The organism is Ignavibacteria bacterium, assembly GCA_041649015.1.
In the GTDB taxonomy this organism is placed as follows: Bacteria; Bacteroidota; Ignavibacteria; order Tepidaquicellales; family Tepidaquicellaceae; genus CAIKZJ01.
This window is the reverse complement of sequence record JBAZNU010000001.1, coordinates 594,681-607,963: the sequence shown is the minus strand read 5'-3', so window position 1 is coordinate 607,963 and position 13,283 is coordinate 594,681. Positions and strand designations below refer to the sequence as shown.

At 39.3% G+C, this 13,283-nt stretch carries 9 protein-coding genes; all 9 read right to left on the bottom strand.

The annotated features are described in order from the left end of the window. Position 1: 1 nt before the first annotated feature. Positions 2-1,414 carry an alpha/beta fold hydrolase gene (locus WC644_02670; protein MFA5010835.1) on the bottom strand — a complete coding sequence of 471 codons (1,413 nt, stop codon included), beginning with the start codon at positions 1,412-1,414 and terminating at the stop codon, positions 2-4. A gap of 155 nt (positions 1,415-1,569) precedes the next feature. Continuing rightward, entirely contained in the window at positions 1,570-2,325 is a 756-nt protein-coding gene (locus tag WC644_02665; protein ID MFA5010834.1) for a class I SAM-dependent methyltransferase, read from the bottom strand. Continuing rightward, positions 2,322-3,032: an FAD-dependent oxidoreductase gene (locus WC644_02660; GenBank protein ID MFA5010833.1), complete on the bottom strand. Its 711-nt coding sequence runs from the start codon at positions 3,030-3,032 to the stop codon at positions 2,322-2,324. Before WC644_02660 ends, WC644_02665 begins: the two co-directional genes overlap by 4 nt. A 222-nt stretch (positions 3,033-3,254) precedes the next feature. After that, positions 3,255-3,965: a succinate dehydrogenase iron-sulfur subunit gene (locus WC644_02655; GenBank protein MFA5010832.1), complete on the bottom strand. Its 711-nt coding sequence runs from the start codon at positions 3,963-3,965 to the stop codon at positions 3,255-3,257. A 1-nt stretch (position 3,966) separates the two neighbouring features. After that, entirely contained in the window at positions 3,967-4,743 is a 777-nt protein-coding gene (locus tag WC644_02650; GenBank protein MFA5010831.1) for a hypothetical protein, read from the bottom strand. Continuing rightward, positions 4,743-6,500 (bottom strand): succinate dehydrogenase flavoprotein subunit, encoded by a 1,758-nt coding sequence (gene sdhA, locus WC644_02645; GenBank protein MFA5010830.1) that lies wholly within the window; start codon positions 6,498-6,500, stop codon positions 4,743-4,745. Before sdhA ends, WC644_02650 begins: the two co-directional genes overlap by 1 nt. Positions 6,501-6,533: 33 nt before the next feature. Beyond that, positions 6,534-8,150 (bottom strand): trypsin-like peptidase domain-containing protein, encoded by a 1,617-nt coding sequence (locus WC644_02640; GenBank protein ID MFA5010829.1) that lies wholly within the window; start codon positions 8,148-8,150, stop codon positions 6,534-6,536. A gap of 19 nt (positions 8,151-8,169) precedes the next feature. Continuing rightward, complete coding sequence (locus WC644_02635) at positions 8,170-8,982, bottom strand: enoyl-CoA hydratase-related protein (protein ID MFA5010828.1); 813 nt, start codon at positions 8,980-8,982, stop codon at positions 8,170-8,172. A 206-nt stretch (positions 8,983-9,188) separates the two neighbouring features. Then, positions 9,189-13,283, bottom strand: coding sequence for a T9SS type A sorting domain-containing protein (locus tag WC644_02630; protein ID MFA5010827.1), 4,095 nt, complete (start codon positions 13,281-13,283; stop codon positions 9,189-9,191).

Genomic DNA, 13,283 nt, shown 5'->3' with positions numbered 1-13,283 from the left:
CCTAATTAACTACAGTTACTCTCTTGTTTATCCAATTTAAAATATAATCAAGAAATCCGTCTATAAACTCCTTCTTTAAAATCCCGTATTCACTCGTACTGCCTGTTTTCGCCTCTTGAAATAAATGGTTTGCTTTCGGGAATACCTTTATTTCAAAATCTTTATTTCCGGCTTCGGTTAATGCCTGTCTAACAGGTACTTCATTCTGCAAAACAGAAACCTGTAGGTCAAGCCCTCCGAATAAAGCAAGTACAGGACATGTGATTTTATTCCACGTTTCAGCTGGCTCGTGTTTAAGAAAGAATTTCATCCATGTTGAAGTCAGTGTCTTGTATGCATTATCAGTCTTCTCGTTTACCCATTCTGACTTATCGGGTATTTTGGATTTTTCTGTTTCACTGAGATTATCAAACTGTTCTTCTGCACTTTTTCTAATTAGCGATTGCAGCTCCTCCTCGCTTGCACCGTTTACTATCATATACAGAGCGACTTTTGTTTCATCGTAATCCTTGTTAACCCGCACAGAGTCTTCGCCGTTTGCCAGAGATATTAATTTTGTCTGCTCAAGTATAATTTCTGCTCCGTTAACTCCCGTTCCTGCAATTGAAACAATAAATGCAACATCCTTTCTCTTTGAAGCAGTTAAAGGCGCTACTATGCCCCCCTCGCTGTGACCTATCAAGCCAATTTGTTCGGCGTTTATATCATTCCGCTTTTTTAAAAAATCCATCGCAGCCGATACATCTTCCGCAAACTCTTCCGATGTCGATTCGTTAACGGACTTTCCCGTGCTCTCGGCTACACCCCTGTCATCGTACCTTAATACTGCTATTCCATTTGTACTTAAATGCTCCGCAATAATTTTAAATATCTTAAAACCGAGTATGTTCTCGTCCCTGTTTTGTGGACCGCTTCCGGATATCATAATTGCAGCCGGGTGCCTTCCGCTCTTTAATGGTGTTGTGAGCGTGCCGACAAAAGTGATGTCGCCGTTGATGAATTTTATTTCTTCCTCTTTAAAAGAAGCGTTCGATTTATTTTTTTCGTCCTCTTTTGGTTTGTTTGATAAATAAAACGTACCCTTAAAACCTGCTTGTAAAAATTCTCCCGAAATACTGTCTGCTAAATAAACGCCCTTAAACTTCGCTGGTGCGTTCGGAATCTCAAGCTCAAAAGAGATATCAGACGCATTGTAAACAATCTTTGACAACTTAAGCCCGTAAGCACTTTGATCGGGTATGTCAATGCTTCCGTTGTAACCCGTGCCGTCATGCGTAAACTTCACAATTATTTCAAGCTTTGAGGTAGTTAAATCAATGTACCCGTTCCAGTCACCTTTTATGTCATTTTGTGCAAGCACCGATGTGTGCAGGAAAAAAATTAATATCGGTAATATCAGAAATAGTTTTTTCATAGTAGTAAAATTATTATTCGTAAAAATGTAGCTCATAATTCTTTAATCTTAACAAGGAGTAGATACTATTTTCAAAATCCATGTCAATCAGCTTTCCTTTTTCGGTCTATTTTCTAAATAATATAACTATAAACGATTAATCAAAGACACCCTCTCTACTTCAACTTTCCGTAGTAAACCCTTGTTGTGTATTCTAACTTCACCATGCCGCCGTTGTTGTATCTGTCAAACAAGTCTTTAACCTCTTTCATAATTCTCTTGTTTTCTTCTCCCTTGTCGGGCACGTATGATATTGAAAGGATTCTTCCCCTCAGCCCCGCAAGGTCAAGCATTTGAAAGTTTGGAAAGGTTGTCGAAGCAATTTTTTCCTTTTCGAAAAATAAACCCAATAAATTTTTATCCATTAAATCCTTTTCCGCTTCGTGATGTTCGTGCCCTAATGATTTCAATATTCCGTTCATTAGTTTCATAACCGGGGTGTTATTCTTTCTGTCGTTCCATACAACAACCACGTCTCCGTCTTTTCTCAGTATTCTTTTAAACTCTTTCTTTGTTTTCTTAAGGTCAAACCAGTGAAATGCCTGTCCGGCAGTTATTATGTCAACGCTGTTATTTGCAAGTCTTGTCTCTTCTGCCGTGCCTTCAACACTGATAAAGTTTATAAACTTACCCAGCAGGCTTTCTGATTTATCCCTCATTTCCTGATTTGGCTCTACGCCGAAAACGAGGTTACCATTGTTTAAAAATAATCTACTCAGTATCCCCGTCCCGCAGCCAATGTCTGCTATATCCTTCGAGGCGTCAAACCCTATTTTTTTCTCCAGAAAACCTATTATTTGCTCGGGATAACCCGGTCGGTATTTTGCATAATCGTCCGCCTTGCCCGTAAATCTTTTTGTGTGATTGTTCATCCGAATTTCTCCAGTTTTATGTTGTTTGTGCTTACGTTTAATTCCTGCAGAAGTCTCTCCATCGCCTCTACCATCGCCGTCGGTCCGACTATGTAATAAATTGGCTTGTTTACATCATCTATATATTTCAAAATCATTTCTTTGTTTATATAACCAAAGTTATATTTCCAGCTTTTATCTTCTTTGTCGTCTATTGTCGGTATAAACTTAAAACCGCTGTATTCTTTAGCCCATTTTTCAAACTCAGTCAAAAATGCCATTGATGATGCTGTCGGATTTGAATAAAAAAGATATGCCTTGTAAGGCAGTTTCTCATCTACTATATGCTCAACCATGCAACGTACCGGAGTAATACCAATACCACCAATTAAAAAAACCGCCGGTATTAAAGAATCCTCGTGTAGTACCGTATTCCCGCCGAAGCCCGATATTTCAGCCTTTGCACCGATAGGCATTTCAAGTATGTTTTTATTAAATGCCGAGTCAAGAGCCCTTGTGGTGAACATTATGTAATCTTTTTTCGGTGATGATGCAAGAGAAAATAAACGCGAATTTCCTTCCGCATCGTTATGTATAGGTTCCTGAAGAGTTATTCTTGCATACTGTCCGGGTTTAAACTCAAAATCCGATCCACCTCTGTCAAACCACATTGCAATGTTGTTGTTTTGTACTACTTTCCTATCTTTAAGCGTTACTATATTTTTCATAATCAAATATTTAATTACCCCCTATGTTATATTACTCCATATACAAAATAACAAAATCACTAATGAGAAATTAGTCCGTTATTCTTCCATTCTTATACATTCTTGCAATAAAAAGACATTTCTTCATCCGCATCCCCATGCTTAATCCGTGTCCATCCGTGTTCTTTTGCTTCCAAAACAAAAAGGGGCTTTCCGCCCCTTTTCACTTCTCTAAAAATTCTTTTAAAGTTCTTTTACCGATATTCTCTTTTTTAATTGTGAGATGTGCCACGTAATATTTATTTCCTTCGGACAGGTCTCAATGCAGTTAAAAATTGTATGACAGCGCCATATTCCGTCAGGGTTGTCTATGATATCCAGCCTCTCGTCTCCTCCGTCATCGCGTGTGTCAAATGCAAACCTGTATGTCTTCAGCAGTGCTGCCGGACCTATATAATTTTCATTCGTCCATGTTGAAGGACACGAGGTTGTGCAGCATCCGCAGAGTATGCACTTTGCCGCCTCAAATAATTTCTCTGCATCTTCGTTTGATTGCAGTCTTTCGCTGTTTGGCGGTGGCGGTGTCTTTGCGATAAGATATGGCTTTATTACTTCGTACTTTGAGAAGAAGCTCGACATATCTACGACTAAATCTTTTATAATCGGTAATGAAGGTAATGGCTCGATAACAATAGTCTTGCTCGTGTTCATATCCTTTAAAAGAAGCGAGCAAGCAAGCCTGTTCTTTCCGTTTACCTTTATCCCGTCGCTGCCGCAGATTCCGTGGGCGCATGAACGCCGGAATGTCAGCGTTCCATCGTATTTCCACTTTATCTCATGCAGTACGTCAAGCAAGCGCCAGTCACCGCTTATGTTTGGGAGCGAGTAATCCTGATAGTAAGGTTTGTCATCCTTTTCAGGGTTATAACGGAGAATCTTTAATTTAATGTCCATATTATTTTAATTTAAAATCTTCTTTTAAAATTTTTATGTATTTATCTTTGTCAACGCATTTATAAACTTTCTCAACCATCTCATACCCTCTGTCAACCTGACCAAGGGAGTGATAGTCCGCAACGATTGCTGCAAGAATTGTTTTTACGCTTCCCGCATCTGTGTTGAATGTATCTTCATCATCCTTTTCGGGACACGCAAAACCTTCTTTTATAAGTTCGTTAAGGTCTTCCTCAAAGTATCCCAGTTCGTATAATATGTCGTCTTTGAAGTTTCCTGTTATTTCGGTAAGTCTGCCGCCCTCGAATTTTTGTACTCTTAGCGGAAATCGTGTTTCTGAATAGTTTGTGAACGCATACGCAAACATGTCGTTTCCCGATACTATTTCTTTCGTTCCGTCTTTGTTCATGTCTTCTATCATGAAACCTGAGTTTCCGTAAAAACCCGAATCAAGAACAACATACCTGTCTCCATTTACTTCTGAAATTAATAACGAAGAACAGCAGTGAGCCCCGCCGGAATAAAGATGTATTAAAAAATATTTCTTTCCCCCCGGCTGAAACTGTTCCTGTAATATATCATACACGTTGTCTGCCAGAGTTTCTTCGTAAATCTTCTTTCCGTTTTTCTTGACCGTAAATGTCGTCTCGTATTTTGTCGTATCAAAGCGCGCTGAAAACCTTACATCCCCAAAGGTTGTATCACGGTCTTCTCCGAACTGTGCCAGCCCCGAAGAAGCAAATAAAAGTAGAAAGAATATTATAAAAATATTTCTCATCAATACTTTCTTTCCATTGGCTTATACCTTGTAACTGTAACCGGTTTCTTAGTTATCTTTGGTTCTCCGCTGTCATTCTTATAAATAAACGTATGCTGCATCCAGTTTACGTCGTCGCGGTTTGGATAGTCTTCCCTCGTATGTGCGCCGCGGCTTTCCTTTCTGTTGTATGCACTGTAAACTGTCGCCTCTGCGTTCAGCAGAAGGTTCTCGAGTTCCATCGCTTCCATTAAATCTGTGTTGAAAACCTTGCCTTTATCCTGTATTGATATATTCTTAAATTTCTCTTTAAGCTCATTGAGTTTGTCAATCATAGCCTTTAAATCGGCTTCGTTTCTGAAGATTCCGCACTTCTCCATCATCCATTCCTGCAGTTCTGTTCTTAATGCATATACCTTTTCTTTGCCTGTTGCATTCAGGTATTTATCCATTTGCTCTTTCGTCTTTTCTGCAGGAGTTGAGTTTATCGGCGAGTAATCCGCCGTCTTTATAAATTCTGCCATTCTCTTTCCGCCTCTTCTTCCGAATACTACAAGGTCAAGCAAAGAGTTTGTTCCAAGCCTGTTTCCGCCGTGCACCGATACGCATGCGCATTCGCCCGCCGCATATAGTCCTTTAATTATCGTTCCCTTTTCATCTGCAAGCACTTCGCATTCTACGTTTGTTGGTATCCCGCCCATGGCATAGTGCGCTGTCGGCTGAATTGGTATCGGCTCTTTTGTCGGCTCGACACCAAGATATGTTCTTGCAAACCCCGTGATTTCTGGAAGTTTCTCGTCTATTACCTTCTTACCAAGATGCGATACATCAAGGTTTACGTAGTGGGTACCGTCGCTTCCGAGTATTCCTCTTCCTTCGCGTATTTCTGAAATTATCGCTCTCGATACCATATCCCTCGGTGCTAAATCCATTACCGTGGGAGCATATCTCTGCATAAACCTTTCGCCGTCTTTGTTCTTAAGTATTCCGCCCTCGCCTCTTGCTGCTTCCGAAACAAGTATTCCAAGCTTCCATAATCCTGTCGGATGAAATTGGAAAAACTCCATATCTTCAAGCGGTAAACCATTCTTGTATATTAATCCTGTTCCGTCCCCAGTTCCTACGTGTGCATTAGATGTTATTCTGAAAACTCTCCCGTATCCTCCCGTTGCAAACATAACCGCCTTTGCATGAAACACCGTTACCTCGCCCGTTGCTATGTCAAACGCAGCAACACCTTTGCAAACCTTATCTTCAACGATTAAATCAGTCACAAAATACTCAGAATAAAAATCAACTTGATTCTTGATGCAGTTCTCAAACAGCGTCTGAAGCATAACATGACCCGTCCTGTCAGCCGAGTAGCACGCACGCATTACGGGTACTCTCTTTCCGTATGGGTCGTTCGGGTCTGCTGGTTTTGTATGCCCGCCAAATTTTCTCTGTGCAATCTTTCCCTCTGGTGTTCTTGAGAAAGGAAGCCCCATGTGCTCGAGCTCTATTATTGCCCTTATGGCATCCTGACACATCTGGTCTATCGCATCCTGGTCGCCAAGGTAGTCGCTCCCTTTTACCGTATCAAAAGAGTGATTTTCCCAGCTGTCCTCTTCAACGTTGCCCAGCGCCGCACAAACTCCGCCCTGTGCCGTGCCCGTATGTGAACGCGGAGGAAACACTTTTGACAATACTGCGCAGGAATATTCCTTTGGGATTTCAACTGCCGCACGAAGTCCCGCTCCCCCTGCTCCGATTATTACTACATCATAATTTTTTACCATTTTTCTAAAATTTATATTTTCCTTAATTTAATATTATTCTTCCATTTTTTTAATTGCTTTATAAAGGGCTAACTTTTTTTCGTTATCTTCCTTTGTATAAGTGTAAGTATTTCTTAGATCTATGTATGCAAGCATTGCTTCCATTTTTCTTCCCTCTTTTATGGCTATCAGCCCTCTGTAATAATGCAGGTCAAAGTAGCTGCCGTATGAATACTCATCAATAAACGTCTTTTCAAATGCAGTTTCAATGTACCTTCTGGCTTCTTCATATTCCCCTCTTTCATAGTTTATCTTACCTAACTGTGCATACCCGTTTACATTGTTGACATCGTTCTTTATCATTTTCTTGTAAATGCTTTCGGATTTCTTTACTTCATTCTGTTTATAGTATAAATCGGCTATCTGTGTAAGTATGTAATTATCGCTTGTGTCTTTTGCGTAAATTTTCTCGTAAAACATAAGCGCCTTCTTGTAATCTTTTGAAGTCGAATATGCCTGTGCGAGTGATGTAGAAAACGTGCTCAGTAAACTGTCCGAAGTAAATCGCTCCTTTATTGTACTATAAAGCGATTCCGCCTTGTCGAATTTTTCAGTAAATACATACAGGTCCATCAAACCCTGATAAACATAAAATGTATCCGGCTTCATGTCTATGCACATGTTGTAATATTGTTCTGCCTTCTTAAAATGTAACTGATTAACGGAGTCCTGCTTCACAGTCATCGTATCGTATGTTTTCATCGTATCCCGCTGCTTCGTGTAATACCAGTTCATGTAAAGGTTCGATTTGTACGACTCTGCAAGTCTGTAGTTGGAATTAAAAAGATTCTCCTTCTTCTTTTCTATAAATGCCTCATCGTTATCCAAAGCAGCAAAATTTATGTTGCTTGCCACACGCGTAAAACTGTTTATTGCAATCGCAAAATTCAGGTTGCCGTAAAATCCGTATGAATATGTCGTAATTCCTATTACTTCACCCTTTGCGTTAAATAGCGCCCCGCCGCTGTTCCCCGGCGATATGGCAGCCGTTATCTGTATCACTTTATCAAAATTCTTTTCAATTAATGCGTATGTTGCCGGGTCATTAAAAGAAACCTTCTCGTTCTCTCTTATGGCCGCTATTATTCCTTCGGAGATTGTGTACTCAAACCCAAGCGGTGAGCCCACTGCAAAAACACTCTGCCCCACTTTTGGTAAATCAGAGTTTCCTATTTTTACCGTTGGAAATGTTTTCTCTCCGCCGTTTAATATTCTTAATATCGCAATGTCGTTCTTCTCTTCCACATACACAAGCTCTGCCTCATAAAAAGTGCCGTCGGATGTTTTTACAAGCAGACTGTCAAACCCGTCAATTACGTGATAGTTCGTTCCTAAAAATCCCCTCGAATCAAATATAAACCCGCTTCCGCTCAATATTGTCGTGTCTTTGGGAAGCGCACTATAATAAAAATCCGAATAGTTATCCGTGTGAAACCAGACCGAAACAAGAGCATCCTTATTCTGCTCAATTATTTGTTCCGCATCTAAATCACCGTCCTTTTTCTCTATACTTAAAGTTGGTTTTTGTTCTGCTGTTTTCTTGTTTATATCCTGTGAATACGCTGAGACCGCCGCCGTTAGCAGCAGCAGTGCTATAAAGATTTTTTTCAATCGCTGTCCTTTCTCATTTTTACTTCCCCTTCCATACGGGTTTTCTTTTTTCAATAAACGCTTTCATTCCCTCCATTTTATCCTCTGATGCAAAAAGCAGGTAAAAGTTTTTCTTCTCTGCTTCTATTCCCATTTCCATGGTTGTGTCAAAAGCCCGCAGTATGCTTTCCTTCGCGAGTTGTACAGCAAGCGGCGCCTTTGTGCAAATCGTCTTGGCGATTACTATTGCGTCTTCAAGATATTTGTCGTCTTCCGAAACCTTTGTTAAAAGCCCTGCAACATACAGCTCTTCCGATTCTATCATTCTTCCCGTCAGTATTATTTCCATCGCCCTTGCCTTGCCTACCGCGCGGGTTAATCTCTGCGTTCCGCCTACACCGGGTATTACGCCGAGGTTCACCTCGGGCTGTCCGAACTTTGCAGATTTAGCCGCAACTATCATATCACAAAGCATTGCAAGCTCACACCCGCCGCCAAGAGCAAAACCGCTTACTGCCGCTATCAGGGGCTTCTTAATACCTCTTAGTTTATCCCACGAAGCAAACATATTCATGTAATGCATTTCAACCGAATTGTAAGACGCCATTTCCTTTATATCAACACCCGCCGCAAATGCCTTCTCATTGCCCGTCAGCACGCTGCACCCAAAGCTCTCATCTTTGTCAACCTCAAAAAGCACCTCTGTAAGCTCTGTCATAAGTTCCATGTTTAGCGCATTCATTACTTGCGGTCTGTTAATCTGTACCTGACATACGCTTAACCCCTTTTCATTTGTAATTTCTGTTACGAGTATATTCTTATATGTCGTTTTTAAAAAACCCTTCTCACTCATTAATTATTATAGTATAAAATTAGTAGAATTCCTGAATTTATCAATACTGCATAAAAATAACAATGAAATGAAAAATATAAATGAACCGCAAAATTGTTTTAAATTTTACCCCTTCAACCCCTCATTTTATATAAAAACGGGGGACCTTGCCCCCGTTTTAACATTCTTTCTTTTTGCCCTTTTGTTTTCTGGTCCCTGATTGTTGTTTACTTTACTAACACCATACGCTTCACCTCTGTAAATTTCCCGGACTCTATCCTGTAAAAATATACTCCGCTCGCATAGTTGTGACCGTTAAATTCTACAGTATATTTACCGGCTTGCTTCACTTCGTTTACTAGTGTCTTTACTTCTCTTCCGAGTACATCGTATATCATAAGTTTAACTTTTCCGTCACTCGGAAGCTCGTAATTTATCTTCGTTACTGGATTGAAAGGATTAGGATAATTCTGCGAAAGTCCGTAACTCAAAGGTAAGTATATAGTTTCCTTTTCCTTTTCTTTTGCTGCAGTTAGACCCGCAATGAGTAGAATGTCTTCTTTATGTTTCTTAATCTTACTCTCCGTATTCATGGTTTTCAAACCCCTTAAATTATCCTCCGCTCTTTGAATTAAGTCTTCCCTGACTTCTTTTGAAAGCTGCATAATATTCGGACGTTTGCTGTTTTCTTTTGATGCGTTATCCTTCTTTGCCGCGTTATCTGTCTTTATCCTGCCGGTATTTTCATTGTTGAATTTAGTGTTCGTTGTTTTAGAAGAATAAGTATTATCAATTTCCTCATTTTGTTGTTTATACATCCTGCTAACAACTCGCATTGTCGAATCCTTCTTAATAGCCTTCTCAATTTTTGTTAAAATTCTTTCCCTGAATTGTTTAGCGGTTACTTCCTTTTGCGCTCCGCTTTGTCCCATTAGATCTTGTACTTCGTCGTAATCCCAGCTCGCAAGAAGCCTCATAGTTGCGTCAGGATGAAACATAGCAATGAATTCAAACCCCGTTAGTGCATCATTATATTCTTCCATGTTTACTTCGCACATGTTTACAAGATAATATGCGATGTCGATAAATTCCGAGTTGTAATTCCTGCTCTGTATTTTATCGTTCAGGAATGTCTTTAAATCGCTGTGTAAATTGTCTCTGTATGTTGGACTTGAGCTTGTATCTAATCCCTGATAGCAATCGAATATATCATACAGAGATGTGTTCAAGTACTGGCTCTCAAAATATGTACAGATTAAATTCTTATAGCTGTTTATCGCGTCTAAATATTGTCCGTTCGATGTATAAACCGTAGCCTGTGAGTATAATATCTCATCCGGCGGTATGTAGGAGTTTGTGGAGTACAGGCTAGTAAATATTGTATCGTTTATTCCAAATCCCATGTTCGTTATCACACTTCCCGTGTATTGAACAGCAGGCAGTTGATTGCAAGAGTAATTATCGCTAAAATCAGTAATTACGTAGGGATTTCCCGATGTGTAAAGATAATTCACCGGATTCTCACCCGAAGTGCACCATGCATTTACCGCAGCGCCATATGTTTCAACGGTTGAATCAAGAGCACCTGAAATATGGAAATAAGCAGGGTCGGAATTCTTGCTGAACTGGTTATGTCCGTAGTTTATTAATGGTAATCCTGCGTCTATAACGTTAATATTTCCTGCGTTCGTTGAATAAAGCTTGTTTCGTCCTCCGTACCAGTAGTATGTATTGCTTGTTCGTAAGGGTGATAAGTTTGGGTATGAGTGACCGTTTAGTATCATAGTCGTTCCCCCTCCGTTTATTACGTTCCCAAACATATCGGGTGTGCATTGCTGAAGATAAACGGGATTGTCTGTACCGTTGGACGAAAAATTGTTGTTCTTTATCTTTCCGGTTATCATTCTTCCTATTATGTTATAATTCGCTGAACTTCCGTTGAATGTGTTTCCATATACATAAACCGGGGTAAGTTCGGAGGCATAGCTGTTCAAAACCATAGAGGCGCATCCGTCTGTAAATGTGTTGCTTATTATATTTATTTTTGGTTCACTTTCAGCACTAATATAATCCCCGTTGTTTTTAACCTCAAGTCCGACAGTCTGACAGCCTTCACCAGACATATTGAACTGATTTCCCTGTATCAGTATGTTGAATACGTTCTCAGCATAAATTGCAAAGTCCTGTGTGTTTTCGCAGTTGAATACATTGTTCTTTATAATCTTTTCGCTAAACGCATAAGATTCATCATTGGTTATCTTTATCGGCAGTTCTGCATTATTAAACGTACAGTTCTGAATCGTTAAACTCGAATCGCAGTTTTCAACTTCTATTCCTCCCCAGTTTTCATTTTCGCTTTTTGATATGAATGTTACGTTATTTGCTGTTAGTTTTCCGCCTTCCTGAACGATTATCTTCACCCCCTCTGCAAGTTGGATTACAGCGCTGTCCTGTAATATAAGCTGTCCGCCGTTTTCAACTATAACATCCTCGTCAAATGTTGTGTTTATGTTTATGTTAACATTATCACATACGCTTGCATCCTTGGAAATAAGATAATTTTGGTTAATTAACTGATTATAAACGACCACACCCATTCCGGTCGTTGCAATCCAGACTTCTCTGGTATCATTCGGCTTTATTCTTAATGAGCGGACCCCTCTGATTCTTCCCGTAATAAGTTTCCAACCTAATTGCGGCGGCCAGTTTGTATATTTAAATAATCTGTCGTTATTCACACCATCTCTTTTTCCAAATACTACCCATTTGCCATTATATACATCTACTTGAGAGGCACTTGTGAAATCGCCGAAAGCTTCCCAATTTACACTACCATTAGTTGTATTGATAGTTCCTTTAAACAATCCTGCTCCTTCAATTGCAAGAGCAAGTTGACTGTTCCCTATATATTTTAAACAGCCTTTCCCTAATATAACATTAGATGGATTATTTGTAATTGTCCAATCTGCTCCTCCGTTTAGTGAAAAAAACATTCCTCCGTTTTCGAGATATAAATAAATTATATCTTCACCGTTAGGATTCGGAACTCTGGCAAGATTAAATTGCGAATCCCATCTTCCCTGAATTTTTCCGCTATATCCTACTGGAAGAATAGAGTTCATATATCTTTCGTAAGTATTTATTTCAGGGAGACAACTGTTCTGAAGTGTAAATGAAGTCGGTATAAATGTTTCTCCGTCGTCAGTTGAACGAAACAAACCAAGTTTATGAGTCGGATCAGGTGTGGTTTCCTGATCAGAGCCTACTAATATTAAAAGATTATCATAATCAGAATTCCATTTGAATATTGTTCCGTCGCATATAAATCTGTTCGAATCCTGAAATAATGATCCAGAATCTATTATTATGTTGCCGCTAATTTCTCTTGTCCTTTTATATAATCTTGCTCTATTCGCACCTGAATACGAGTCGCCGCCCATTATATAAGAAACATTTGATTGCAAAGGCTTGTATAATGCTCGAGATACTTCTGAAATCCATGTATTGGTGTTATTCATACGTGTTCTTTGATTATCATAACTCATTGTATCATAATTCGCAATTTGGTCATTTTTAACAGCCATCGTCCAATCACCTATTGGTATCATCATTCCCGGAACTGTTCTTGAAGATGCCGGTTCAAATGAAACATCGAATATTACAGGCATGCTTTGACCAAAAGTCGAATAATACCAACTTGTATTTGTGTTACTTCCTAAGAAATTTCCCGAATAGTTCGTACTTGCATTTGTTGTCATTCTTAATCCGGCCCCACCACTCATATACCAACATTTATCAGAGTTTAATGCCGAATTGGGATTCTTGACTAAAAAATTAGTTCCTGTATAAAAATAGCTGGTATATTCTTCATGAAATTGATGAGTAGGAAAAGATTTGCTTTGGTCATATTTGAAATGTATTAAATTTGAATTTATAGTGCTTTCTCCTGACCAACTATTACCTCCGTCAGTAGATTTTCTAACAACATTATTTACCCTACCTGCTATTATATGATCTGAATTACTATCCATAAAAGAAAGTAATGATAGATAATTTTGATCATAAAGTTGTCCGGCATTAGTGTTAAAATTACTGGTTCTATCAGCCCAATTAGATTGACTTATTATTCTAATCAATCCTCCCGGTCCCTTTACATTACTAACGCCGTTTCTTGTATATGCCACGTATGCAGTGCCGTCTGTATGGGGTAAAATCCGAATAAAGTGTGTTTGATTATTTGGAATACCTGAACTAAAATTAAAGCGAAAAATTGAGTCCTGAACAGGAAACCCGATTGATGTAAATCGATCGCAGTAATACAA